The 25,734-nt window shown below is 53.0% G+C and carries 25 protein-coding genes, 1 tRNA gene, 1 rRNA gene and 1 pseudogene; 10 read left to right on the plus strand and 18 right to left on the minus strand.

Translation table 11 applies throughout. The features are described 5' to 3' along the window. Positions 1-26 precede the first annotated feature (26 nt). From BN1190_RS00860 to BN1190_RS00870, 3 genes are all read right to left on the minus strand, one after another. The gene (locus BN1190_RS00860; RefSeq protein ID WP_040285127.1) at positions 27-1,019 is read right to left on the minus strand and encodes a hypothetical protein; all 993 of its coding nucleotides are present in this window, start codon (positions 1,017-1,019) and stop codon (positions 27-29) included. 171 nt (positions 1,020-1,190) lie between these two features. Continuing rightward, positions 1,191-2,945 carry a GMC family oxidoreductase gene (locus tag BN1190_RS00865; RefSeq protein WP_040285128.1) on the minus strand — a complete coding sequence of 585 codons (1,755 nt, stop codon included), beginning with the start codon at positions 2,943-2,945 and terminating at the stop codon, positions 1,191-1,193. Between the two features lie 26 nt (positions 2,946-2,971). After that, positions 2,972-3,775, minus strand: coding sequence for a gluconate 2-dehydrogenase subunit 3 family protein (locus BN1190_RS00870; protein WP_052461624.1), 804 nt, complete (start codon positions 3,773-3,775; stop codon positions 2,972-2,974). A 224-nt stretch (positions 3,776-3,999) separates the two neighbouring features. Here BN1190_RS00870 and BN1190_RS00875 point away from each other — a divergent pair, with 224 nt between their 5' ends. After that, positions 4,000-4,668 carry a YoaK family protein gene (locus BN1190_RS00875; protein ID WP_052461625.1) on the plus strand — a complete coding sequence of 223 codons (669 nt, stop codon included), beginning with the start codon at positions 4,000-4,002 and terminating at the stop codon, positions 4,666-4,668. Positions 4,669-4,709: 41 nt separating this feature from the next. On the opposite strand, the gene BN1190_RS00880 is transcribed toward BN1190_RS00875, so the two are convergent. After that, positions 4,710-5,219, minus strand: coding sequence for a DUF1097 domain-containing protein (locus tag BN1190_RS00880; protein WP_040285129.1), 510 nt, complete (start codon positions 5,217-5,219; stop codon positions 4,710-4,712). A gap of 165 nt (positions 5,220-5,384) precedes the next feature. Between BN1190_RS00880 and pdxS the strand changes: the two genes are divergently transcribed. The 3 genes from pdxS to BN1190_RS00895 all read left to right on the plus strand — a co-directional run bounded on the left by pdxS (position 5,385) and on the right by BN1190_RS00895 (position 8,086). Further along, positions 5,385-6,236, plus strand: coding sequence for a pyridoxal 5'-phosphate synthase lyase subunit PdxS (gene pdxS / locus BN1190_RS00885; RefSeq protein ID WP_040285130.1), 852 nt, complete (start codon positions 5,385-5,387; stop codon positions 6,234-6,236). A gap of 204 nt (positions 6,237-6,440) precedes the next feature. Beyond that, positions 6,441-7,325 (plus strand): fructose bisphosphate aldolase, encoded by an 885-nt coding sequence (locus tag BN1190_RS00890; RefSeq protein WP_040285131.1) that lies wholly within the window; start codon positions 6,441-6,443, stop codon positions 7,323-7,325. Between the two features lie 176 nt (positions 7,326-7,501). Next, entirely contained in the window at positions 7,502-8,086 is a 585-nt protein-coding gene (locus BN1190_RS00895; protein WP_040285132.1) for an MEDS domain-containing protein, read from the plus strand. 3 nt (positions 8,087-8,089) lie between these two features. Here the strand turns inward: BN1190_RS00895 and BN1190_RS00900 are convergent, their stop codons facing one another. From BN1190_RS00900 to BN1190_RS15275, 3 genes are all read right to left on the minus strand, one after another. Continuing rightward, positions 8,090-9,175: an FAD-dependent monooxygenase gene (locus BN1190_RS00900; protein ID WP_040285133.1), complete on the minus strand. Its 1,086-nt coding sequence runs from the start codon at positions 9,173-9,175 to the stop codon at positions 8,090-8,092. A 162-nt stretch (positions 9,176-9,337) separates the two neighbouring features. Beyond that, positions 9,338-9,751, minus strand: a complete 414-nt coding sequence (locus tag BN1190_RS00905; protein WP_040285134.1) for a universal stress protein — start codon at positions 9,749-9,751, stop codon at positions 9,338-9,340. A gap of 232 nt (positions 9,752-9,983) precedes the next feature. After that, entirely contained in the window at positions 9,984-10,928 is a 945-nt protein-coding gene (locus tag BN1190_RS15275; protein WP_040285182.1) for a methyl-accepting chemotaxis protein, read from the minus strand. Positions 10,929-11,272: 344 nt separating this feature from the next. On the opposite strand from BN1190_RS15275, the gene BN1190_RS00915 reads away from it, so the two are divergent. The 4 genes and pseudogenes from BN1190_RS00915 to BN1190_RS00930 all read left to right on the plus strand — a co-directional run bounded on the left by BN1190_RS00915 (position 11,273) and on the right by BN1190_RS00930 (position 15,118). Further along, positions 11,273-12,694, plus strand: a complete 1,422-nt coding sequence (locus tag BN1190_RS00915) for an MDR family MFS transporter (RefSeq protein WP_040285135.1) — start codon at positions 11,273-11,275, stop codon at positions 12,692-12,694. 132 nt (positions 12,695-12,826) lie between these two features. Continuing rightward, complete coding sequence (locus BN1190_RS00920) at positions 12,827-13,093, plus strand: YrhK family protein (protein ID WP_040285136.1); 267 nt, start codon at positions 12,827-12,829, stop codon at positions 13,091-13,093. A gap of 166 nt (positions 13,094-13,259) precedes the next feature. Then, positions 13,260-14,225, plus strand: a complete 966-nt coding sequence (locus BN1190_RS00925; protein ID WP_040285137.1) for a tRNA dihydrouridine synthase — start codon at positions 13,260-13,262, stop codon at positions 14,223-14,225. 275 nt (positions 14,226-14,500) lie between these two features. Continuing rightward, a pseudogene (locus BN1190_RS00930) lies at positions 14,501-15,118 on the plus strand (nitroreductase family protein). 190 nt (positions 15,119-15,308) lie between these two features. Here the strand turns inward: BN1190_RS00930 and groL are convergent. Further along, positions 15,309-16,943 carry a chaperonin GroEL gene (gene groL, locus BN1190_RS00935; RefSeq protein WP_040285138.1) on the minus strand — a complete coding sequence of 545 codons (1,635 nt, stop codon included), beginning with the start codon at positions 16,941-16,943 and terminating at the stop codon, positions 15,309-15,311. A gap of 51 nt (positions 16,944-16,994) precedes the next feature. Then, positions 16,995-17,276, minus strand: a complete 282-nt coding sequence (groES, locus tag BN1190_RS00940) for a co-chaperone GroES (RefSeq protein WP_040285139.1) — start codon at positions 17,274-17,276, stop codon at positions 16,995-16,997. 185 nt (positions 17,277-17,461) lie between these two features. Here groES and BN1190_RS00945 point away from each other — a divergent pair, with 185 nt between their 5' ends. Then, positions 17,462-18,217 carry a CPBP family intramembrane glutamic endopeptidase gene (locus tag BN1190_RS00945; protein WP_052461627.1) on the plus strand — a complete coding sequence of 252 codons (756 nt, stop codon included), beginning with the start codon at positions 17,462-17,464 and terminating at the stop codon, positions 18,215-18,217. A gap of 58 nt (positions 18,218-18,275) precedes the next feature. Here BN1190_RS00945 and tatC read toward each other — a convergent pair whose 3' ends face one another. The 3 genes from tatC to BN1190_RS00960 form a co-directional block, all read right to left on the minus strand. Beyond that, positions 18,276-19,118 (minus strand): twin-arginine translocase subunit TatC, encoded by an 843-nt coding sequence (gene tatC / locus BN1190_RS00950; protein WP_040285140.1) that lies wholly within the window; start codon positions 19,116-19,118, stop codon positions 18,276-18,278. A gap of 18 nt (positions 19,119-19,136) precedes the next feature. Beyond that, positions 19,137-19,331, minus strand: coding sequence for a twin-arginine translocase TatA/TatE family subunit (locus BN1190_RS00955; protein ID WP_040285141.1), 195 nt, complete (start codon positions 19,329-19,331; stop codon positions 19,137-19,139). A gap of 67 nt (positions 19,332-19,398) precedes the next feature. After that, on the minus strand, positions 19,399-20,049 hold the full coding sequence (locus tag BN1190_RS00960) for a redox-sensing transcriptional repressor Rex (RefSeq protein WP_040285142.1): 651 nt from the start codon (positions 20,047-20,049) through the stop codon (positions 19,399-19,401). 128 nt (positions 20,050-20,177) lie between these two features. Here BN1190_RS00960 and BN1190_RS00965 point away from each other — a divergent pair, with 128 nt between their 5' ends. Further along, on the plus strand, positions 20,178-22,106 hold the full coding sequence (locus tag BN1190_RS00965; RefSeq protein ID WP_040285143.1) for an ABC-F family ATP-binding cassette domain-containing protein: 1,929 nt from the start codon (positions 20,178-20,180) through the stop codon (positions 22,104-22,106). Positions 22,107-22,503: 397 nt separating this feature from the next. Here BN1190_RS00965 and tsaD read toward each other — a convergent pair whose 3' ends face one another. From tsaD to rrf, 6 genes are all read right to left on the minus strand, one after another. Continuing rightward, positions 22,504-23,526: a tRNA (adenosine(37)-N6)-threonylcarbamoyltransferase complex transferase subunit TsaD gene (tsaD, locus tag BN1190_RS00970; protein ID WP_040285144.1), complete on the minus strand. Its 1,023-nt coding sequence runs from the start codon at positions 23,524-23,526 to the stop codon at positions 22,504-22,506. Continuing rightward, entirely contained in the window at positions 23,526-23,975 is a 450-nt protein-coding gene (rimI, locus tag BN1190_RS00975) for a ribosomal protein S18-alanine N-acetyltransferase (RefSeq protein WP_040285145.1), read from the minus strand. Before rimI ends, tsaD begins: the two co-directional genes overlap by 1 nt. Beyond that, a complete protein-coding gene (tsaB, locus tag BN1190_RS00980) occupies positions 23,968-24,672 on the minus strand; it encodes a tRNA (adenosine(37)-N6)-threonylcarbamoyltransferase complex dimerization subunit type 1 TsaB (protein ID WP_040285146.1) in 705 nt (234 codons plus the stop codon). The genes rimI and tsaB overlap by 8 nt, the downstream gene beginning before the upstream one ends. Next, positions 24,669-25,121 (minus strand): tRNA (adenosine(37)-N6)-threonylcarbamoyltransferase complex ATPase subunit type 1 TsaE, encoded by a 453-nt coding sequence (tsaE, locus tag BN1190_RS00985; RefSeq protein WP_040285147.1) that lies wholly within the window; start codon positions 25,119-25,121, stop codon positions 24,669-24,671. Before tsaE ends, tsaB begins: the two co-directional genes overlap by 4 nt. A gap of 131 nt (positions 25,122-25,252) precedes the next feature. Further along, positions 25,253-25,328, minus strand: a tRNA-Asp gene (locus tag BN1190_RS00990). A gap of 275 nt (positions 25,329-25,603) precedes the next feature. Further along, positions 25,604-25,719 (minus strand): 5S ribosomal RNA (gene rrf / locus BN1190_RS00995). Between the last annotated feature and the right edge of the window lie 15 nt (positions 25,720-25,734).

Below are 25,734 nucleotides of genomic sequence, written 5' to 3' on the forward strand. Positions count from 1 at the left end.
GGCGGATGTCCCGCCTCACGGTTTTTTCATTGTTCGTCCTGCTGCCGATCCATCATCCGCTTATTTTCTGCCAGGACTTTTTCGAAATAAGACAGTTCCCCGGCCTGCCTGTCCTTAGCGGTTCCCCTGTCAGTATCCAAACTGGCAGTTGCCTCCTCAGGAGATGAAGGGGTTGTCAGGACTTCCTCCAAGAAGCTCGAAGCATCCGGGACGTCTTCCTCAAAGCCGTCCTCGGCATACTCCGGTTCTTCCTCCAGTGACGGGATACCGGCTGGATCCTGCAGCCGTTCGACGCTGTCCGGATGCGTCATTTCCAGCAATTCATTCATATAATTCATCCACTTCTGCAGACTGCCCCTCGCATCCTCATAGTCCACCGAGTCTTTGGCGATATTCGCAGACTCCTCGTAGTAGAAGTTCAGCCGGTGGAACGGCGCAATGATATCATCGGTCTGCACAATGAGCGCCAGCAACTGGATCCGGCCATTCTCATCCTGACTGATGCCCAGTTTCTTGCTTTTGGTGATGGTGTCGGCGATATACTCCCTGATCGATACCGTGCTGCAGGCAGCCGCAACCGCTTCTGTCCTCCGGTTCTCGACAAGGGCGGCGGCTACTACTTCACCAAAGCCGTATTCGGTCACCCGGTAGTCCATGCCGTAGAAAGGTTTCTTCACGATCTGCCCTGTCTTATCGAAAGCGGTCCATATGTACAAGCGCTGTTCCCGGAAATCCACAGCAATCCTTGACAGCAGATCCCACGATGCCGCAGAAGGGAGTTTAGTGAAATCGACACCCGGCTGCGAATAGGTAAAGAGTTTCTCCCGCTGCTTCTTTTTGCGCCGCGTCTCTGTTTTCAGCGAGATGGTGAAAATGAGAATTCCGAAAGCCGCCATCACGCCCGCCGCCATGTACAGCCCGGTTCCCGAAACGAAGATACCGATGATCGCGAGGATCACACCAATGATCGGCAGCAGGCATCCTGCGCAGCCCGTCATGCTCGTGTAGGTATTGGACAATTAGGGTTCCCTCCTTTTGACACCAGTATACCGTACAGTACGGCTATCGGCCGCCTATGGTTTCATGTTTGCAGTTGCAGAAAGCACCCGGTCCGAGAAAGCGGCCGGATTTCCCTTTCCCCGCAGAAACGGCCCTGTTCCGCTTGGGGACAGGGCCGTTCGTCTGTATGATCAGGCGTTCGTCTCCAATGCTGCCTGCGCAACATTGCCGCCTTCTTTCAGGAATTTGATCATCCCTTCGGCTGCGCGGTACGCGAACGCACCGATCGTGACGGTCGGATTGTAGTTGCTGTTGTGCGGGAATGTCGAGCCGCCGACAACAAACAGATTGTCCATGTCCCACATTTGGGAATACGTATTCACTGCGGAGTTCGATGGGTCGGAACCCATGATTGTCCCGCCGAAGAAGTGATCGGTGTAGAATTTGTGATCGAACTCGATATCGTCCTTGACGACATCGACATGCATATCATCCGCACCCATCTGCTTCATGATTTCCTCACAGCGCGCCACACCGGCTTTCGCCCGGTTGCGGTCCTGCTGATCGTATGTCACGGTCACACGCAAAAGCGGATTGCCGAGTGCATCCTTATACGTCGGATCGAGATCCATGTATGTCGTCTTGTTCGGCAGGAAACCGCTCTGTGCTGTGATGAACAGGTTCCGGTTGAAGTATTTCAGCGACTGCTTCTTGAATTCCTTGCCCCATCTCGGTGTTCCGTCGGGTACTTCGTTATGGGCGATCGGCCGTGTGCCGAGCTGGCTGTAGTGCACTTCATAGCCATGGAGGTAATCGAGATCGGTATGATCCTCGTTGTCCCCGCTGAAATCATCGATCGATGCGCCGAGACCGCCTGTTCCCATGAAGTTGTTGAACTTCTTGTCTTCGAAGAAACCGCGTGCCCCGATGTAGGTCGACAGGTTGTTGAAGTGGCCTGTGAAGTTCTTGCCGATGATCCCCTGGCCCGTCGCCGGGTTGTATGGCGTGCCGATCTTGGACGTCAGCAGCAGCTGGGTGTTCGTGAAGACGAATCCTGCCAGCACGACGAGATCAGCCGGCTGTTCGAATTCCTGGCCGGTCGTAATATCCGTATAGACCAGTCCGTTCGCCTTGCTGCCGTCATGACTCACTCGGTTGACATTCGCCCCGTTGCGGATTTCAAGCTTGCCAGTCTTCGAGGCAGTGGCGAGCACCGTGCCGATCGGGTCGGCTTTCGCGCCGAAATCGCAGCCGTATTCCTCACAGAAGGCGCAGTACACACAGCCATTGATCTTCTCTCCATCCGGATTCGTGTATGTCTGGGAGTTGTTCGCAGACGGAATCCTGTACGGATGGTACCCAAGTTCCTTTGTCGCTTCGCTGAACAGGCGGATGGTCGGTGTCATTTTCATAGGCGGGTTCGGATACTTGTCGGAACGCGGGGGCCCGATTGGATTTTCCTCACCTGAAATCCCTGCTGTTTTCTCGTATTTATCATAATAAGGCTCGAGCTCGTCGTATGAAATGCCCCAGTCCTGCATCGTGGAATTTTTAGGGATTTTCCCTTTGCCGTAGCGTTCCACCGTTTTGCTGTATATTTCAAAATCATATGGGAGCCAGCGGAATGCCATGCCGTTCCAATGATTCCCTGCTCCGCCTGTATGGTTCCCGAGTCGTGCATTCGAATTGTTCCGGACAGGAATGGCTTCCTTGTCCATCGAATTCCGTGATGTGATGGTGGTTTTGTTCAGATCCTGCATCAGGTCATATCGTTTCGAGTAGCGCAGTTCGTCCTTCGTACCGACGAAGTCCTCGTGTTTCTTGTCTCCGCCCCGTTCCAGGATGACGACATTGTAGCCGGCTTTTGTCAGTTCTGCAGCCGCGATGCCGCCTGTCCAGCCGGAACCGACGATGACTGCGTCCACTTTCTGAAGTTTCTTCACCATTGTCTTTCCTCCTCATTTTTGGCCGCTTAGTGTCCTTGATAGTCGCGCAGACTGACCGGTTCCAGTTTCTTGAATTCTTCCTGTTCGATATAGCCGGCATAGGAAGCCTGTGCTCCCGGAAATTCTTTCATCTTCCAGCCTTCCATATCCTTGTTGCCGCCATATAAGGGATCGGAATAAGCTCCTTCCAGTGTTGCCTGCAGCAGCAGATTGAAGAATTCCGCGGATGTTACGCCATTCATTGCGACTTTGCCGTCATCGAAGTCCTGCAGAATTTCGATCTGCCGCTCTTCTTCCGCTTCATCAAAACCGATTTTGAACCGTTTCTGGCTCTCGTCGTCCAGCTTGCGCAGTCCGAGCATGAAGATATCGCCCCGGTCGAGGATCGACTGTTCTCCGGCCGGTCCTGCACTCTTATCCGTATCATCCAGCTTGACGGCATAGGGACTGTGTCGGTAATCGCGCCCGTTAATGCCCCAACGGCCTGCCAGCTGCTTATCGATATAATAGGGAACCCCGAGCTTGATGGCTCCCGGTCCGTGCTCATCTTCCGGGAAAATCTGCTCAGTTGCCGCTGTCAGCACATCAAAGTCATGCTGTCTTGAGAAGAATTGACGGGCTTCCATCACCATCGATTCTTTTTTTACCGGTGCAATTTTCTTCTTTTCCTCTTTCTTCTCGAGACTGCCTGTCAGCAGTCCTCCGAATAAGCCGCCGCCTACCAGTCCGCCGGCAAGCAGACCGGAATTCTTCAGGAATTTCCGGCGGCTCAGGTCCTGCTGATGCTGCGCATTCCCTTGTGCCGTGTCATCTCGTCTATCACTGGCCATTTAGAATTCCTCCTTATTTTGTGTGCTTTTTTGATAAGATTTCTGTATGATTTAATGAGTGAACTCAATTGGTACATCATATCACATTTTGCATATCGCACGTCGGAATTTGTCGTAAAATGTCGAGAACTTGTTATAGGTTGTCGCAAGCAGGGTCGATTGGTGTATTGTCTGGCGCTAGTCCAACGATTGCTTCCGGCACAACCGGCAGAAAGGAGCCGACTATGGAACGCGAACTATTCCACACGATGCGCATCACTACATTTCTGACAGTAGTGGCCGCTTTTTTAATGGGCTTCATCGATGCCTACACCTTCACGGGACTGAATCATGTCTTTGTCAGTGCGCAAACCGGTAATATGGTGACATTCGGCGTGAAGCTGTTCACCGGCAGTCCTTATGAAGCCATCGACAACGTCCTGTCCTTTGCCGGTTTCCTCGGCGGTGCATTTTTGGGTGAAATACTGCTGGCACGCTTCACAGCAGGCGGCCTTCAGAAATACAGACTGTTCTTATATGTACAGGCCCTTCTTCTTCTGCTGCTTGCTATTTTTCAGCATTCAATCAGCATGGCCCTGGAAGTGACTGTACTCGGTATGCTCGCAGGCTATGCACTGACCACATTCCGGAAAATCGGCTCGACAGCTGTCAATAACGGCATTATGACCGGTAATGCGCGCAATATGATGGGCCATCTTTATAAAATCGTTTTTGAGAAAGATCTGAAAGCCCGCCGTGATTTTCTTCATCTGGCTATCGGGATTCTGACGTTTACAGTGGGTGTCGGAGCCGGTGCGTCGGCTGTTGTCTATACGCCATCCCTTGTTCTTTGGATTGCTTTTGGGATTGTCGCCGTTTCCATCGTTGTCTTGTTCTTTTATCGATGGACCTGACAAAGACAGCCTCTGCCGTCACGGCCGGCAGAGGCTGTCTGTCAATGTCTTGAAACTGTCCCTGCTGATAAGTTCTCAGTAAGCCAGGCGTAGATCGGTCCCATGGCATTCATGAAAACTACTGCAATGAACGCAGACCAGACACTGTGATCGACCGGTCCCCAGCCGCCATAGTACGTTGCGAAGAAGCTGGCAAATCCGAAAAACATACCCGGCACGAATGGAAACCATCTTGTCCGGCCGAGGAGCATCATCAGGCAGTTGAAGAAAAAGATCGTCCCCATTTCAGCGGCAATGTAGGCGCCCCCGCTCAGAAACGAGCCGAAGTAGTAATCTTTCACAAGTACGATGATCGCCGCTGTGAGTGAGCCGATCGGCATAGTTATCCAAATCTTCTTCATCACGATGCTGTTCGGTCCTCCTGCAGCAAATGTGCCCGCCCAGCCAATGAACAGCGCCCATGGCGGCAGATTAAATGGCGGCAGTGCCAGCAGGACGGTTGTCGCAGCCAGCAAAGACGCGACGACCTCTTTAGGAATGCGGCTTTTCACAATACCCTCTCCTTTCCTCACTCACTTCAATTATCCTCCATAATCCGATTCAGGTACAACAGATATCTGCGTATAACCCATCTGACCTTATCAATAAATCCACTTTTGAATATTTTCACGTGATCACATATACGCCATACTGGATTCAGAAAAGGAGGAATCATCATGAATATTGAACTGTCTTACGGCGGCGTCATCATGGATGTCATTAATGGTGAACAGGCAAAAATTGCAGAGGCTGCCGGTGCAGTCGCTGTCATGGCCCTCGAACGCGTGCCTTCGGACATCCGTGCGGCTGGCGGCGTGGCCCGCATGGCAGATCCGCGAATTGTTAAAGAGGTGCAAAAAGCGGTATCGATTCCAGTTATGGCAAAAGCACGGATCGGTCACATTTCGGAAGCGCGTGTCCTGGAGTCCCTCGGCGTAGACTGCATTGACGAAAGCGAGGTGCTGACGCCGGCTGATGAAGAATTCCATCTGCTGAAAAGTGATTTCCGCGTGCCGTTCGTCTGCGGTGCCCGCAATCTCGGAGAAGCGGCACGCCGGCTAGGGGAAGGTGCTAAAATGCTGCGCACTAAAGGCGAACCGGGCACAGGCAATATCGTCGAAGCTGTCCGTCATCTCCGGATGATCAATGCCGAAGTGAAAAAGATAGTGGAGATGGATCCGGCGGAACTGATGACGGAAGCCCGAAATCTCGGTGCGCCTTACGATGTTCTAATGTCGATCCGTGAAGCCGGACGACTGCCGGTGCTGAACTTCTCCGCAGGCGGCGTTGCAACGCCGGCCGATGCTGCACTCATGATGGAACTCGGAGCGGATGGTGTATTCGTCGGCTCCGGTATTTTCAAATCCGATAATCCCGAAGCATTTGCGCGGGCCATCGTGCAGGCCTCTGCGGATTACAGGAACTACGAACTGATTTCGCAGCTGTCGAAAGGCATCGGAACACCGATGAAAGGTCTGGAAATATCCTCTCTTGCCGGTCACGAACTGATGGCAGGCCGCAGCCTTTGAATCTTCAGGACCATCCGGACGCCAGTTCCGGATGGCTTTTTTGATTTCTCTTGATAGAAAGGCTGCCCGCTTTCAGACAGAGGCCGTCCTGTATTGTTGGTTTGAAAGGGCCGCTTCATGGTAACATGAAGAGAGATCAGTCAATTCCATACGTATTCAGCACATTACCAGAAGCACCCATTATTCAATGAGGAGTGAATCGGAATGAATGAACAGCAATTCGACAAAGTGAAAAACGGCAAAGGGTTCATCGCGGCACTGGATCAGAGCGGAGGCAGCACCCCGAAAGCGCTGGCCGCCTATGGCGTAGCGGAAGACAGCTACTCGGGTGACGAAGAAATGTTCGATCTCGTCCATGATATGCGGACACGGATCATCACTTCCCCTGCCTTCAGTTCCGACTATATCCTCGGTGCCATCCTGTTCGAGCAGACGATGGACCGCGAGATCGACGGCATGTATACAGGGGACTACCTGGCAGAAAAGAAAGGGATCGTCCCCTTCCTGAAAATCGACAAAGGGCTGGCCGAGGAGAAGAACGGTGTCCAGCTGATGAAACCGATCGATGATCTGGACGATACGCTGCGCCGCGCGAACGAGCGGCATATATTCGGGACGAAGATGCGCTCCGTCATCAAAGAACCGAACGAAGAAGGCATCAGAGCGGTCGTCGATCAGCAGTTCGAGGTCGGCCGGCAGATCATCGCCGCCGGACTGGTGCCGATCATCGAGCCGGAAGTGGATATCCATAGTTCGAGCAAGCCTGCGTGCGAAACGATGTTGAAAGCGGAGATCCTCAACCATCTCAATCAGCTGGACGACGATCAGAACGTCATGCTGAAGGTGACGATCCCGACCGAAGTGAATGCGTACCGGGAACTGATCGAGCATCCTCGTGTCGTCCGTGTCGTCGCCCTGTCCGGCGGCTACTCGACGGATGTCGCCAACGAAAAACTGAAGGAGAACGACGGCCTGATCGCGAGCTTCTCCCGGGCCCTCAGCCAGGATCTGAATGCCAGTCAGACCGATGAGGAATTCAATAAGACACTTGAAGAAGCCGTTAAATCGATTTACGAAGCATCCGTATAGGGGTCACTCCGTGATACGTACAATCAGCAGATGAAATAAGCAGGAAGCCGGCCGGATCCAGTCGACTTCCTGCTTTTTTGCGATAAAAACTTTTCCCCTGTATCCATCACTGTCTTTTAATGGTACACTTGCCAGACATCCGCTTTGCCAATTCCCTAGTAGAAAGGTTGGTTTCCATGGATTCGACTCTACGTGCGTTGTTACGTTCAGAACGGAATGTCCACATCCTGTATTCCTATACAAACATGGACTTGTACATCCAGCAGGCCGTCAACTACATCCGATTAGGCATCGAGCAGAATGAACACATCTTATTCATCGATAACGAACGCCTATACCCGCAGATTTACAAAGAACTGCAAAAGGTCCTCACTTCATCCGATCTTGAATTGCTGCACTTCATCAAGAACTTCGATTTCTACTACTCAAGCGGGGGCTATCATCCGCCTTCCATTGTCGAATACTTCAACACCACAGTCCAGCCCTTCCTGGAAAACGATGTGTCCTTCCGCTGCTGGGCGCACGTGGAATGGGCAACGATGCACGAACCGCTCGACCTGATACGCGAATTGGAAGAGCATATCGATTGGGCTGTCGACGCTCTTTCCTTCCCTCTCATTTGTGCCTATCAGCTGGACCGGATGCCCGTTCATCTGGCGCAGATACTTGAAGAGACACATCCCTATCTGCTGACTGATGAATCATTCAAAGACTCAAACGGCTACAATAAGTCCCACCCTTTCAGTACCTCCATAACATGACGGTCATCTGCCGAGCCCGAAGGACCGGTTATAGGATTGGCCGGACTGGACGATTTTGCGGACTTTGACGAGCCGGGCCGCTTCGTATTGTTCAAGGACTTTACAGGCTTTCTTGCCAGCGATGCCTTTGGAGGCGAACTTGCCCAAGGTCACCGCGTCCTGCAAGGAGGCGTTGAACCCGCTGGCTGTGATCGGAGCGGGCACATGGACAGCATCCCCGATCAGTGCAATGCGTCCGCGCACCAGCCGTTCGGGCACATACTCCTTGATCGGTGTACCGGTGATATTCCGGTGTTCCAGCGCATGCAGCATGGCGGTTTTCCACGGATCCTGCCACCCTGAACGGACCTGTCTCGCCAGTCCATCGATCGTTTCCTCAGGGATGTCCGATCCGGCGAGCGAGTGCACGACGACATTCCCATCGAGACAGCCTGTGCGGCGCAGCAAGTCATTTCTCGAATTGTCGTACCACGTGCAGCCGACCCTCCTTCCTTCGGATGCTTCGTGCGGCTGGATGACCGACCCGAACAGGAAGCCGCCGGCGCTGTCGAGCATCGTCACTTCGGGCGCATCTGCAGGCGGCCGGACATGCACCGGCAGCGCCGATTCATCTGTCGAGGCGATCCAGACAAGATATCCGGCGAATTCCGCTTCGGGTTTTTCGGGGTTCACATACTGACGGACCAGACTGCGGTGTCCGTCCGCTCCGACCAGCATGTCCGCTTCCAGCCGTCCATTCCCAGTCTCCGCCCAAGCGGCCGCCCCGTCCTCACCTACCGCTGTAACCCGCTGCCCATATTGCACGGTGACATTCGGATAGGAAAGTGCTTCCGTACGAAGGCGTGTTTCGATCGATGACCAAAGCTGGATGGACCGCTTCCCGCCGGACGCCAGATTCCTCAGCAGCCGTTCCGTTCCGGATGCTCCGAACCCTGGTCCGTCCACTTGCAGCCCTGCTCCTGAATGCCTGTCCGCGCTGACTTTCTCCAACACAGTGACGTGCACATTCTCCCGGGCGAGGGCGATCGCCGCCATCAGTCCTGAAAGCGAGCCTCCGACCACCATCGCCCGCTGATCTGTCTCTTCCATATGACTTCCTCCTGTTCTGCTTACATCCCTGCCGGTGAGTTCACAAAAACTGCTTCAATCATTGAACAGTATACCCACTAAAATGGAAATGACGACCCAAATGATTTGGCAATAAAAAAAAACAGTTCCCCCTCCGCTGCAGCAGATAGGAAACTGTATATTTCACTTGACAACTGTGACAGGACAGCGCATGCGCTTAACGACTTTTTCGCTGATGCTCCCCATCAAGAGACCTTTGAACGCGTTCAGCCCCCGGCTCCCCAGAATGAGCTGGTCGACTTCCTGGCTGTTCACGTACTTGATGATGGTTGGGCCGGTCTGCCCTTTCAGCATCGTGACTTTCGGTTCCACTCCCGCCTCCTCGGCGAGCTCAAGAATCGGACGGATGCTCTTTTTCTGGTAAGCGGCCAGCGCTTTCGGGCTCTCCTTCAAGAGCCGCTCATCCTCCACCCGGTTGAAATCCGTGACGAAAATCACTTCCATCTCGGTTTCCGGTAAATACTTCACCAGCATCAATGCATGCTGTGCTGCACGCACGGCGCTTTCCGAACCGTCCACTGCCACGGCAATATTCATATCGAATCCTCCTTACCCCTCTGATTTTGCATGCGCTGTCTATTCCATTGGCCCGTGCGACGGTTCCTATTCTATTTTCAAAGCCTACTTTACCACGTGTGCGGTGGTTTTCAATCTTTTTGCTGTGAAATTTTTCAATACATCTTGAAAGCCGGTATTCTTTCGTATGCCCGCATGCCAAAAAGGCCGGCAAGGATGGGATATCCTGTGCCGGACTTTCGTAAATGGAGGATCAGGAAGTGGTCGCGGCCAGCTGGCGGATGCCGTTCTCCAGACGCTGATCGACTTCTTTTGCATCCTCGATATGCTCCATGATGAGATCATGGACATCCGAGAATAAGCCTCGCGCCTCGGCCAGTTCCTGTTTCACTTCCGATGACAATTGTTTCTGTTCTTCGATCATCGACTGGATGGAGCCGATTTCTCCTTGGCTGGCTTCGACAGCTTCCAGGATGCGTCCGATCTTTTCGGCGGTCTTCAAGCTGATCTGCACACCGCGCTCTGCGAGTTCTGCACTGATCCTTGCGGCGGACAGTGCCTGATTGACTTCCTCCTGAAGGGAGGAGGTCAGCTGCTGGATGCTCGCCGTACTTTTCCCAGTGCTTTCCGCCAGGTTGCGCACTTCCTGTGCCACCACAGCAAACCCTTTCCCCGAATCCCCTGCGCGTGCCGCCTCGATCGATGCATTCAAAGCCAGCAGATTCGTCTGCGCTGCAATCCCATCGATCACACCGACAATGGACTGGATTTCATCGGACCGCTCACTGAGGCTCGCCATGTTCTGCTCGGATACTTGGATCTGCACACCGAGCTCCTTCATGACATCCGCCGCCTCGTTGACCTGGCTTGTGCCTTCCTTCGCTTCGGTCACCATATTGCCTGCCCGCTCACCGAGTGAACTGCCTTTCCCATTCAGGTCATCGGATTTGACGGCTGTCTGCTCACTCAGCATACCGATATTTTCAAACTTCACTTCTATCTTTCCGACAGCGTCTCCCAGATAGGTGTGCTGTCCATTCACTTTGTCATGCTGCATGACCGCCGCAGCGAGCTCCTCTTTCAATGCCAGCAGCTGTGTGCGGCCTTCTTCCTCTTTCTGTGCTTGCGACTGTTTCAGCAGTTCCATTTGCTGCTGCTCACCGCCGGCTTCCTGCACCCGTGTTTTCCGTCCGAACATGTCCATTCCCCCACCTGTTGTAATAGCCTGATTGTACCATAGGCAGCAAAGGAATATTATCTCTTTTTTTCGAACTTTTCAACGGGAAGACACCTGATTCGTTTCCTTTGATCCGGCCATACTGACAGCGTTGGCCCCCATGTTCTGTTTGCGAATGATGACGGTATGGGGCCGGCAGTTTCAAATGGTGCTGTACGGGTACATTTTTCAATAGCTGCTGTCCGCAAACATCCTTGTTGATACATACACCGCAAGGCTTTATCATAGGAAGAATGCTGCATGGCGACTGCCGGAAATGCATGTAGAAATTCTAACCCCCCTAAGAAAGAGGTGGCGGCATCCGAATGGCCAATCCACAGACGATGAATGCTTCAGAAACATTCGATTTCAAGAAAAACATCCCGCTGCTCGCAGTCCTGCTGTCGGGCGCATTCATAACGATACTGAATCAGACACTGCTGGCGACGGCGCTGCCGCCGATCATGCATGACCTGAATGTGAAGGAAAGTACAGTCCAATGGCTGCAGTCCGCCTTCATGCTCGTCAACGGAATCATGATCCCGATCACGGCGTTCCTGATCGGTAAATTCACGACTAGACGGCTGTTCCTGTTCGCCCTCGGCGTCTTCGCAGCAGGGACGGCCGTTGCTGCCGTGTCCCCGAACTTCACCATCCTGCTGCTGGGCCGGGTCCTGCAGGGAACCGGTGCAGGTATCATGATGCCGCTCCTGCAGACAGTCATGTTTCTGCTGTTTCCGCGGGAGCAGCGGGGCAAGGCGATGGGGATGTTCGGCCTGGTCATTGCGTTCGCCCCGGCGATCGGTCCGACACTCTCCGGGTATCTGGTCGACCATTACCCGTGGCGCAGTGTGTTCTATGTCGTCCTGCCGATCGTCCTGATCATCATTACAGCAGCCTATTTCCTGCTGAAGAATGTGACGGAACTGACGAATCCAAGAGTCGACTATCTGTCCATCGTCCTGTCGACGTTTGGCTTCGGCGGGATCCTGTATGGATTCAGTGTCGCCGGTAACGTCGGCTGGCTCACACCGAACACGATCATTTCACTCGCAGTCGGGGCAGCTGCACTCGCTTGGTTCATCAACCGCCAGCTCAAACTCGAGGAACCGATCTTGGAGTTCCGGGTTTTCCGGTACGGCGTATTCGCCCTTGCGACTTCCCTCGGAATGATCGTCTTCGCTTCGATGATTGCTACGACTGTCATCCTGCCGCTGTTCATGCAGAACCTCCTTGGGTTTAATGCTCTGCATTCCGGCTTGATGCTGCTGCCGGGTGCGATCGTCACCGGTATCATGAACCCGGTCACCGGTTCCCTGTTCGATAAGTACGGAGCGAAGTGGCTCTTGCGTATCGGATTCGCGATTTTGACGGTCACCACCTTCATGTTTTCCACCCTGTCAGAGGACACGACCTTCCTCTATTTGGCGGTACTGAACGCTGTGCGGATGGTCGGGATCGCCACGGTCATGATGCCGTCCACAACACTCGGACTGAACCAGCTGCCGAACCACCTGATCCCGCATGGCACGGCCATGAATAACACGTTCCGCCAGATTGCCGGCGCAATCGGCACCGCCGTATTGGTCACTGTGACAATCACAGCGGCAAACGGCAATTCAGTCGCGGGCCATATACATGGTGTCAATGTCGCATTCCTGATTGCCGGATGTGTCGCAGCGGCCGGTCTCCTGCTGTCCTTCCTGATCAGGGACTCAAGAGCGAAAGACAGATCTGTAAATGCATAACTGCACACGAACACCTCCTGTATCTCAAATGGATGCAGGAGGTTTTTGCATGGCTGTGCGCTCTGCTTTCGAATCGGCCTGCTGTTTCACCGAAAAATTTCCAGGGAACTGGAGACTAAGGAGGGAACTATCATGCCTAAAGTGATCGATAACCGGAAAGACGTGGAAGTGAAAGCGGGCAAGCATATCATCTTTTTCAACAAGAACTACAAATATATTTTCATTATCAATGAATTGATACTCGGACTGGAATTCATCGTCGGAAGCGTCTTCTTCCTATTCGATTCGCTGAAGACGGCCGGCACCATTCTTTTCATCATCGGCAGTGTCCAGTTCTTCCTGCGTCCTGTCATGAAGATTCTCCATGCCATTTCCCTGCGGAAGGAATCAGGGGAATGATCCAGTCAGCGGACACCCGCCTTCTGTACACGGCATTTGGCCAGTCCGGTCCGTTGATAAACACGGGGGTTACGTGATATAACTAGTAAGGCGGAAGAACGGTTCTGCGTTCACTACAAGGGACAGCAGCCACCTGCATGTCCTGCACGATGAGAGGATAGAAACTATGACAACAAACTTCTGGCGTGAATTACCGCGTCCGTTTTTTATATTAGCACCGATGGAAGACGTCACGGATGTCGTGTTCCGGCACGTCGTCAGCGAAGCGGCACGCCCCGATGTCTTCTTCACAGAGTTTACGAATACTGAGAGCTACGGCCATCCGGAAGGTATCTACAGTGTACGGGGACGACTGACCTTCACGGAGGACGAGCAGCCGATGGTCGCCCATATCTGGGGGGACAAACCCGAGTTCTTCCGGCTGATGAGTATCGGTATGGCGGAGCTCGGATTCAAAGGGGTGGATATCAACATGGGCTGTCCGGTTCCGAATGTCGCCGCGAAAGGCAAAGGCAGCGGGCTCATCAACCACCCTGAAACCGCCGCCGCCATCATTGAAGCAGCAAAAGCCGGCGGGCTCCCGGTCAGTGTGAAGACGCGTCTTGGCTATACCGATGTGGATGAGTGGCGCGGCTGGCTCACCCATGTGCTGAAACAGGATATCGCAAATCTGTCGATCCACCTCCGCACCCGGAAAGAGATGAGTGCGGTCGATGCCCACTGGGAACTCATCCCGGAAATCAAGAAATTGCGTGACGAGATTGCACCCGATACTCTGCTGACGATCAACGGTGACATCCCCGACCGGCAGACTGGCATGGAACTCGCCGAGAAGTACGGCATCGACGGTGTCATGATCGGGCGTGGCATCTTCAAGAATCCGTTCGCGTTCGAGACGGAACCGAAAGAGCATACGAGCGAGGAACTGCTCGGCCTCATGCGTCTCCACCTGGACTTGTTCGATAAGTACTCAACGGAACTGGAACCGCGTCCATTCAAACCGCTCCGCCGGTTCTTCAAAATCTACGTTAAAGGCTTCCGAGGCGCCGGTGAACTCCGGAATCAGCTCATGAGCACCGAAACGACCGATGAAGTGCGGGAACTGCTGGATGGTTTCCGTATTAGCGAATAAGCAGTGTCGCTGGAAAAGCCGTATCCCGGTTACTGGGATACGGCTTTTTGTGTGACCCGATCTCATTTGGGGGATCAGCCTTTAAGCACTTTCACTTCCGTCACGGCGAACTCGATATCAGGATGATCGAGCAGCTGCGGCAGGATGCTAACCTCCCCTGAAGGATCGATCATTTTTGTATCTTGTGGAAATGGAAAACTTGACGCGTCTACTTACCAAAAGTATGCTTGAAAGTGATGAACGACCGAAATAATAGAGTTCTAGGAGGAAGTTACATGACCGCATCCATTTCAGAAGTGATCCGTGAACGCCGTTCGGTCCGGAAGTACGATCCCGGGTTCACGATCGACAAAGAAGAAATTGTGGAGATGCTGAAGGAAGCAGTACAGGCACCCTCGACCAGCAATCTGCAGCCGTGGGAATTCATTGTGTTCATGGACCCTGAAGAACGGAAATAATTACGCAAGATCGCCTATAATCAGGTACAGATCGAGACCGCTTCTGCTGTCATCGCCGTATTAGGAGATAAGGAGTTCTATAAGAATATCGATAAGGTCTACGACAGCATGTCGGAAGCCGGATTCGTCGATGACGCCAGCAAAGCGGTGCTCGTCAGGAATGCCAACAAGACGTACCCCCATGCATCCGAAGAAGCCCGCAAGAACCTGGCCATCTTCGATTCCGGTCTGGCTGCCATGCAATTCATGCTCGTCGCGAAAGAGCGCGGGTACGCAACCGGTCCGATGGGCGGCTTTGATAAAGTGAAATTCGCGGAACGGTACAAGCTGGAAGACCGGTACTTCCCGATCGTCCTGATTACAATCGGAAAAGAAAATGCCGAGCCTTATCAGACGACACGCCTCGCGATTGAAGAGAAAGTACGGATCCTCTGATGACATGGCGGGGCGCATGAGCACGTGCGGTTTCCACATGATAAGGAGACTGCACATCACCGATGGCCGGCACTCCACTCCAGTGCTCGGCGGGAATGCCCGATTACTGTGTACAAATTATACTTAAAACGAAAAAACGCCAGTCCCCATCAGATGAGGACTGGCGTTTTCAATTCAGCTCAGGGACGTCTTACATCATGCCGCCCATTCCGCCCATTCCGCCCATGTCAGGCATACCTGCGCCTGCTGGCTCCGGGAGGTTTGCAACGACTGCTTCCGTCGACAGGAACATAGCTGCAACGGATGCCGCGTTCTGGAGAGCGGAACGTGTTACCTTCGTCGGATCGACGATGCCGGCCTGGATCATGTTGACCCACTCACCGTTCGCTGCGTTGAAGCCGATGCCGACTTCTTCGCGCTTCAGGCGATCGACGACAATCGAGCCTTCGAGACCTGCGTTCGTTGCGATCTGGCGTACAGGCTCCTCGAGTGCACGGAGAACGATCTTGATGCCCGTAGCGACGTCGCCTTCCGCATTCTCAAGAAGGGCTTCCACTTTCTTATAAACGTTGACGAGCGCAGTACCGCCGCCTGAGACAATGCCTTCTTCCACAGCTGCACGCGTGGAGTTGAGGGCGTCTTCGATGCGGAGCTTGCGTTCTTTCAACTCAGTCTCCGTTGCTGCGCCGACTTTGATGACTGCGACGCCGCCTGCAAGTTTCGCGAGACGTTCCTGCAGCTTCTCTTTGTCGAAGTCGGAAGTCGTTTCTTCCAGCTGTGAACGGATCTGGCCGACGCGGCCTGCAATGTTGTCCGCTTCACCAGCGCCTTCAACGATTGTCGTATTGTCTTTTGTGACGACGACTTTCGATGCACGGCCGAGCTGGGAGATGTCCGCAGACTTCAGGTCGAGACCGAGGTCTTCCGTGATCACTTCGCCGCCTGTCAGGATGGCGATATCCTCAAGCATCGCTTTCCGGCGGTCGCCGAAGCCAGGTGCTTTGACAGCGACTGCGTTGAACGTGCCGCGGATCTTGTTGACGACGAGGGTTGCAAGTGCTTCGCCTTCCACGTCTTCCGCGATCATGAGCAATGGCTTGCCCTGCTGGACGACCTGCTCAAGTACAGGAAGGATCTCCTGGATGTTGGTGATCTTCTTGTCCGTAATCAGGATGTACGGATTGTCGAGGACCGCTTCCATCTTGTCCGTATCCGTCGCCATGTAGGCTGATGCATAGCCGCGGTCGAACTGCATACCTTCCACGACATCAAGCTCTGTCGTGAAGCCTTTGGACTCTTCCAGAGTGATGACGCCGTCGTTGCCGACACGCTCCATCGCTTCAGCGATCAGATTGCCGACTTCTTCGTCGCCAGAGGAAATAGCCGCAACTTGTGCGATCTCCTGCTTGCTCTCGATTTCATCGGAAATGTCTTTCAGTTCAGTGACAGCTGTCGCGACTGCACTTTCAATCCCTTTGCGGATACCGACAGGGTTCGCGCCCGCCGTGACGTTTTTCAATCCTTCGCGGATCATCGCCTGTGCCAGGACTGTCGCTGTTGTCGTGCCGTCCCCTGCAATTTCGTTCGTTTTCGAAGCGACTTCGGAGACGAGCTGCGCACCCATGTTTTCGAAAGCGTCTTCCAGTTCGATCTCTTTTGCAATCGTAACACCATCATTTGTAATGAGCGGTGACCCGAAACTCTTCTGGAGGACGACGTTGCGTCCTTTTGGTCCGAGTGTCACTTTTACAGCGTCCGCCAATGTATCGACACCGCGGAGCATTGCGCTGCGTGCATCTTCATTGAATTTGATTTCTTTAGCCATGATGAATGGATCCCTCCTGGTCAGTTTTCAATAGTATCGGATGAATCAATTTCAGATTGTTGCCAGTATATCGCTTTCGCGCAAGATCAAGTATTCATTGCCTTCATATTTCACTTCAGTGCCTGCATATTTTGAGAAGATGATGCGGTCGCCTTCTTTGACTTCCGGCTCAACACGCTGGCCATTGTCGAGAATGCGTCCTGTACCGACAGCAATGACTTTCCCTTCCTGCGGCTTCTCTTTTGCGGAATCCGGCAGCACGATGCCGCTTGACGTTTTCTCTTCCACTTCGATCAGTTCAATTACAATACGATCACCTAATGGTTTCAACAACTGAAACACCCTCCTCTGACGGCTATTTTCTTTTTAGCACTCACTCAACAGGAGTGCTAACACATTTCCTATAGTAAGACCTTTTGGACAGAATTGCAAGTAAAACACTTCACTCTCTTCGTCTTTGCGAAACACCCTGAAACCCGATACACTTATCAAGACACAGCAGGAAAGGACCGATTCGTTTGACTGGTAAAAAACCGCAGCCATGGATACTCTATCTGACTATCCTCTTCCTCTATATCGCCATGCAATTTGCGTCCCTGCCCGTTTCAAAAGGGCTGATCCAGCTGTTCGGCAAGCAGGGGTTCAGCACGGAGCACGCCGCATTCCAAGGTGTCGCCTGGGGACTGTTCACAGTCAACATCCTGGCCATCCTGGCGTTCTTCTTAGTCATCCGGACAGACAAAAACTTCTGGACCGTTTTCAAAGCGAAGAAAGCGTCGGTCTGGATGTCAATGGTCTGGGGCGTGTTCGGCTTTTTCCTGGCACTCGGCGGGCAGATGCTCGCAGGTGCGATTGAAAAAGTGATCGGCATCGAGAATGGGTCCGACAATACGATGCGTCTGACAGAAGTGTCGGCGGTTGCGCCGATTATGATCGTCTGCATCGTCCTGTTCGCACCGATACTGGAGGAGATCGTTTTCCGCCGTGTCGTATTCGGCGGAATCTACACGAAGACGAACTTTTGGATCGCCGCCATCGCAAGCGCACTCATTTTCGCGGCTGTCCATAACGAATTCCAGCATATCCTTGTCTATCTCATGCCCGGGCTCGTCTTCTCCTATGTCTATTATCGGACGGGGCGCATCTGGTCATCGATGATATCCCATCTGCTGATGAACAGCTTCGTGATGGTCGTCACCCTGAACATGGATAAGATCCTGGAACTGCAGAAACTGAAAGAGGCTGTCATCACACTGATTGGACATCTCGGATAGCCTGTCTCCAATCCAAAAAAGACTTGCAGGACCGTCTGTTGCGGTTCTGCAAGTCTTTTTACTCGTTGTTATTCATACGTGACTGAACTTCTTCGATCTGCCGCTGCTGTTCGGCTTTCGCCTCTGCGAACAAGCGCGCCCGCTCTGCTTCTTCCTCTTCCTGCTGCCGGAGTTTCTCAGCTTTCAGGAACTTCCTGTAGCCGACACGGGCGATCAGGATACTGACCTCATAGAGCAGGAACAGCGGAACTGTCACGAACAAGTGGGAGACGATATCCGGCGGTGTGATGAATGCCGCGATGACGAACAGGACGAAATAGGCGATCTTCCGGAATTTCGTCAGTACGTTCGGATTCAGGAACCCAAGCCGGGAGAGGAACAGCAGCACGACCGGCAGCTGGAATACGAAGCCGAACGGCAGCAGGATCTGGAACAGGAACGAGAAGTACTGGTTGATGCCGATCGTCTGGGTGATGCCGAGATCCTGCGACAGCGTGAACATGAACTTCACGACATACGGCAGGAGGACAAAATACGAAAACGAAATTCCTGCCAGGAACAGGACGAAAGCGAACGGAATGTAACTGAGTGTCACCTTGCGTTCCGTTTCCAGCAGGCCGGGCGAAACGAACGCCCAGAACTGGTACATGATGATCGGCAGGATAATGATGATGCCGATGAACACGACGACTTTCAAGTAGATCGCAATCGGGTCGATGACGTTGAACGCATTCAGCGACAGGTCAGCTGCCGGCCCGTTCGTCTTGAGGAACTTGATGAGCGGTTTCGCCAGCAGGAATCCTCCGATGACCGCAACTGCAAAGAAAACGACGATCGTAATCAGTCGTTTTCGGATTTCTTCTATATGTTCAACAATGGTAAGGTTGTGTTGTTCTCCCATTTGGACAGACACCCTAACTTAGTGCACTTCTTTTTTGTCTTCAACTTTTTTGACGTCCGCTTTGTCGTCATCTTCCACGAGGCCTTTTGTTGCATTCTTGAACTCGCGCAGTGAAGAACCGAAGGCTTTGCCGATTTCAGGCAGCTTTTTCGGACCGAAAATAAGAAGGGCAATGACCGCAATAATTAGCAAACTTCCGATACCTGGTGACATTTCGGATACCTCCTTCTGAATATGTCCATTCTACACCAAATGACAGCCCATGACTATCCATGCACCTTTATAATTGTGAATCTTTTACGTCATTTTTTATGAAGTAAATAAGGGATTGCAGTTCCACCGACAGATCAATCGTATGGACACGGATCGATTCAGGCACGGTCAGACGGATTGTTGTGAAATTGAGGATCCCTTTCACTCCCGCCCGCGCGAGCCGGTCTGTCAGTTCTTGTGCCGCACGTGAAGGCACAGTCAGAATGACGAGATCGATCCCCAGTTCCGCCAATTTTTCCTCGATAAGGTCAGGATGGAACACCGGGATATCCGCCATCATTTTCCCCTCCGGCGGCGCCTTTGGATCGAATGCCACCGCAATCCGTGTATTATGGTTCTTATGGAAATTATATTTCAGGAATGCATGACCGAGACTCCCCACCCCGATAAGCGCTACGTCCGTCTCTTCGTCCTGATCGAGCGTCTTCCTGAAAAAACTGACAAGGTAGTCGACGTCATAGCCATAGCCTTTCCGGCCGAGCGCACCGAAATGCGAAAAATCACGGCGTATCGTCGCCGCGTCGATCTTCATTGCTTCGCTCAGTTCGCTTGAAGAAACACGCTTCTTCCCGCTATTCGCGAAATTTTGAAGAAACCTATAGTACAGAGGCAAGCGTTTGGACGTTGCCTGTGGAATTTTGTTCGTTTCTTCAGTCATCGTAAACCTCCTGGAGCTCTTTCGAATCGCTTCTATCGTACAGGAGAAGCAGACCGTTGTAAAGCCGATCATTGCGCACACTGCGCCATTCCAGTAAACTGAGGAAGAAGGAAAATTGAGGTGACACGATGATAATCTTGCAAGTGAACGGTGTAACGAAATCGTTTTCAGGCACTGATATAATGAAGAACGTTAAATTGGAAGTCCAGCACCGGGACCGCGTTGCCCTCGTCGGTCGGAACGGTGCCGGCAAGTCGACGCTGCTCAAGATCATCGCAGGCGAGATAGCTGCGGATTCCGGGGATGTCATCATCCCGAAAGGCGTGCGGGTCGGCTACCTGGAACAGCACAGCGGTCTCGAGACGGAGCTGTCCATCTGGGATGAAATGATGACCGTCTTCGAGCCGCTGCATGTGATGGAGCGCCGTTTGAGGGATTTGGAGATGCAGATGTCCGATCCCGCTGTCTACGGAGACCCGGCTGCAAACGAACGGGTCATGGCCGAATATGACTCCCTTCAGATCGAGTTCAAAGACCAGGGCGGCTACCAGTACGAATCCGATGCACGGTCCGTTCTGCACGGCATGAGGTTCTTCCAGGACGACTATGGCAAGCCGGTCCATCTGCTGTCAGGCGGCCAGAAAACCCGCCTGGCCCTCGCAAAGATGCTGCTGAGCAAGCCCGATCTGCTCATATTGGACGAACCGACGAACCACCTGGATATCGAGACGCTCAGCTGGCTCGAGACATACTTGAAGTCCTATGAGGGAGCTTTGCTCATCGTCTCGCATGACAGGTACTTCCTCGATCAGGTCGTCACGATCGTCTATGAAGTATCACATCGCAAAGTGGCGCGCTTCACGGGCAACTATAGCGCTTATCTGGATGAAAAAGCGAAAAACTACGAGAAGGACCGCAAGCAGTTTGAAAAGGAATCCAGCGAGAAAGCGAAACTGGAGGAGTTCATCCAGAAAAACATAGCGCGTGCTTCGACGAGCAAGATGGCGAAGAGCCGCAGGAAACAGCTGGAACGGACGGAATGGATGGAGGCGCCGGACAGCGACGAGAAGTCAGCCAGCTTTTCGTTCACCATCGACAGACCGAGCGGAAATGATGTCTTGGCTGTGAAAGATGCATCCATCGGCTATAATGGCGTGCCGGTATCTTCTGGGATCGATATGCGTGTATACAAGCAGGACCGGATTGCCATTCTCGGCCCGAATGGTGTCGGCAAATCGACACTGCTCAAAACGATTGTACGGCTGCAGGACCTGCTTGGAGGTAAGATCGAGTACGGGACGAATGTACAGTTCGGGTATTACGATCAGAACCAGGCGACACTCGTCGGCTCAGGAACTGTGCTGCAGGAAATCTGGGACGACTGGCCGCTCATGAACGAGAAGGACATCCGGACATTGCTCGGGCGTTTCCTCTTTTCCGGGGATGACGTCAGCAAGCCGGTCCAGTCCCTGTCCGGCGGTGAAAAGGCCCGGCTATCCCTCGCAAAACTGATGCTGGTGAAATCGAACACACTTGTCCTCGATGAGCCGACGAACCACTTGGATCTCGACAGCAAGGAGGTCCTGGAGAATGCGCTTGATGATTTCCCCGGAACAATCCTGTTCGTCTCCCATGACCGGTACTTCATCAACCGGATTGCGACAAAGGTGTTCGACTTGAGTGCAGTGGGTGCTGTGGAGTATCTCGGTGATTACGACTATTTCATCGAAAAGAAAACCGAACAAGAAGAACTGCTGGCCGAGTCGCTCGCATCCCTCCAGCCCGAGAAGACACTGGAAACCAAGCCTCAGGAAATCGACAAAGAGCGACAGAAGCAAGAGCGGCGGCTGAAAAGGGCCAGTGAACAGGCAGAAGCCAAAATGGCGGAACTCGATGGCCAGATCGCTGAGCTGCAGAAAGAACTCGAAAATCCTGCATATGCAGACGATCACGTCAAACTGATGGATATCCAGGCATCCATTGACAACCTGCAGACGGAGCATGATGAACAGGCGGAGACGTGGCTGGAGCTGCAGGAACAGCTGGAAACCGTATAATTGAACGCAGCGGCTTTGTCCGCTGCTTTTTCCTATGTACCAAGTTTACAGGACACAAGCATCGGCTATACAGGTGACAAGCCAGATAATCCGCGCAGGTTTGACAGTTGTCCGTGCACATTCGACAGATACACAGAAACACTTTCCACAATCTTTTCCACAGTAAGCGTGTTGATTTCATCGCTATTCATAAACTTATCCACGTTATCCACAATTTCATCCACGTTTACCCACACAGTTATCCAAGCCAGCGACTAGTTTTATCAACCATTTCAACACTTGCGCACATATTATCCACAAATTGTGCATAAGTACGAATGTTCCCTATTGACAAATCTGTTTTTGTGTTTATAAAAAAACATGAAATCCGTCGGAATTTGACGAATTTCATGTACGGTCAATCTATCCATGATGCAAGGACCATTCCCGGCCGGCCATTCATGGCCAGCCCACTCCGCTTACCGCTTTTGAACATTTCTGTCCCCACTGCCGAAATCATTGCTGCATTGTCTGTGCATAACTGGATAGGCGGTACCGAGAAGGCGATCTGCTCATTTGCAAATGCTGTCTCGAAAGATTTCCGCAGTCCTTTGTTTGCCGCCACGCCGCCTGCTGCAATCACTTGCCGCACGCCATATTCCTTTGCCGCCCGCACTGCTTTCACGGTCAGGACGTCGATAACGCTTTGCTGGAAACCGGCAGCGACTGCAGCCTCGTCGATTTCTTCGCCGCGCTGTTCCATATTATGCTTGTAATTGATAACCGATGATTTCAAGCCGCTAAAACTGAAATCGTAGGAATCCGTCTCCAGCCAGGCGCGCGGAAATTCCACGGCCGTCTCGCTTTCACCCGCAAGTCTGTCGATTTGAGGACCTCCCGGATACGGAAGGCCGAGGACCCGTGCCACCTTATCGTAGGCTTCCCCGGCAGCGTCGTCCCGTGTTTCCCCGATCAGTTCAAAGGAACCATGCTCACGCATGAGCACCATCTCGGTATGCCCTCCTGAGACGATCACGGCCAATAGCGGGAATTCCATCGGCTGGACGAGCTGGTTCGCATAGATATGACCGGCAATGTGATGGACGCCGATCAGCGGCAGGTCATTCGCGAACGCAAATGCCTTCGCCGCACTGATACCAATCAGCAGTGCACCGACGAGACCGGGTCCTTCCGTCACAGCCACAGCATCGAGATCGCCAGGCGCCAATCGCGCCTCTTCCAGTGCCTGTTCAATGACCAGCGTGATTTCTTCCACGTGATGGCGTGATGCGATTTCAGGCACAACACCGCCAAACCGTTTCTGACTTTCGATCTGTGAGGCAACGACATTCGATAGGATGTCAGATCCGTTCTTCACGACGGAAGCGGCTGTTTCATCACAGCTCGTTTCAATACCAAGAACATAGATATCTGGTTTCATCATAATTCCACCCACATGACGAGCGCATCTTCATGGTCGTCTGAATAATAGTTTTTCCGAATACCGCCCGGTTGGAACCCGAGCTTTGTGTAGAGGTGCTTTGCAGCTTCATTGCTGACCCGGACCTCGAGTGACATGGCCTTCACGCCGTGATTGCGGCACAGATCCATCGCCTGGCGCATAAGTGCCTCCCCGATGCCGTGGCCTTGGAATCTCTTGCGGACAGCTACATTGGTAATGTGGCATTCGTCCAGGACCACCCACATGCCGACATGCCCGATCACTTTGCGATCTGCCTCCGCGACAATATAGGTCGCATAGTCATTGCCCGCCAGCTCATGTTCGAATACTTCCGCAGACCAGGGAGTCGTAAATACCTCCGCTTCCGTCGCCACCACCGACTCGATATCTTGAGTGACCATCTGTCGGTAAAGGACATGCTCAATCATTCTGTGCCTCCTGCTGCCGCAGCCAGTTCGCTTCCGCTTCCGCGATACGGCGGTATGTCGGTACGAAATCATGGACATCGGTCACCGGCAGGCGCTGTTCAGCCAGCTGGATCAGCTGCGAGGCGCGGGGAAGCTGCTGTGGGAACGGTGCAAACACAGCCTGATCACCAAGTGATTCACGGATGGCCGTCCTATATAACGCCACATCGGTACCGATGAACAGAACGGGCTGATGGATGAAGGAAAGATCGGACAACAGTTCGTCCAGCGAGCCGTGGCGATCCTCCCAAATCCGATGCAGCCGTTCGTTTTTCCATTTGTACAACCCACAGTACACATTCTTTCGACGGGCATCAAACAACGGGCAGACAACCCCCTCAAACGGAACAGCGTTGGCTGCGATGACCTCCAGGCTGGACACACCGACCAGTGGAATTCCAAGTGTCCACGACAGCGTTTTGGCCAGTGTCACGCCGATCCGTACTCCCGTGTAGGAGCCAGGGCCTTCCGATACCGCAATGGCAGCCAAATCAGCTGGCCGCAAATTTGCAGCAGCCAGAATCTGTTCGACGGCAGGCATCGCCTGGATGGAGTGCGTTTTTTTCAAGGAAGATGTCTGTTCCACGAGGATACGTCCGTCTTCCACCAAGGCCACGCTCAAAGGAGCATTGGATGTGTCGATTCCTAACCAAATCATTTGCTGATCGCCTCACATATCTTTGTAAAGTGCATGCCCGCCGGTTCCAGTTCAATCAGCCTGGAGGTATTCCCAGTACGGCGGATACGGATGTTCAAACGCTCGTCCGGCAGTTCTTCTGCAATGAAGCCGGCCCATTCCACAATTGAAATGGCGTCTCCATAAAAGAGTTCCTCCCATCCGAGATCTTCCTCGCTGTCTTCCAGACGGTACACGTCCAGATGGTTCACCGGATAGGTGCCGTCATATTGTTTGATGATTGTGAACGTCGGGCTGCTGACTGTCCGAGACACACCGAGCGCCCGGACCAGCGCCTGTGTAAATGTCGTTTTCCCCGCCCCGAGGTCTCCTTCCAATGTCAGGACATCCGGCGGGACCAGATGGGCAGCCAACTGTTCGGCCAGTGCCTGTGTTTCCGCCACAGAGGCTGTGTGAAATTCTTTCTTCATAATACGCTCGTCCCTCTTTCAGTTAATACTCCCAGTGTACCGGATTCCCAGCAGAACCGCATCCATCAATGCTTGCAACTATAAAAAGCCGACCCGGGGTTACCCCGAATCGGCTTGGACGTTTAGATAAATGGCGGTCCCGACCGGGATCGAACCGGCGATCTCCTGCGTGACAGGCAGGCATGTTAACCGCTACACCACGGGACCAATTGTAATATGTATGAATAACTAGGGCAATCCAGCTCCGACTCCCTGATGCTCGAGGTCATAAGTCAACTCGTCTGCGTGGCAGAAACCGCCACTCCGTCGATTCGCCTTATGCTTGTCGCATCAAAACGGTCGTCTTTGCTTTTTTATAATCCAGCTCCGACTCCCTGATGCTCGAGGTCATAAGTCAACTCGTCTGCGTGGCAGAAAACGCCACTCCGTCGATTCGCCTTATGCTTGTCGCATCAATACGGTCGTCTCCGCTTTTTAGACCTGCCTGGCAACGTCCTACTCTCACAGGGGGAAGCCCCCTACTACCATCGGCGCTGAAGAACTTAACTTCCGTGTTCGGTATGGGAACGGGTGTGACCTCTTCGCCATCATTACCAGACAGATGAGCTTGTTC

This window comes from Sporosarcina koreensis (genome assembly GCF_000826145.2).
Taxonomy (GTDB): Bacteria; Bacillota; Bacilli; order Bacillales_A; family Planococcaceae; genus Sporosarcina; species Sporosarcina trichiuri.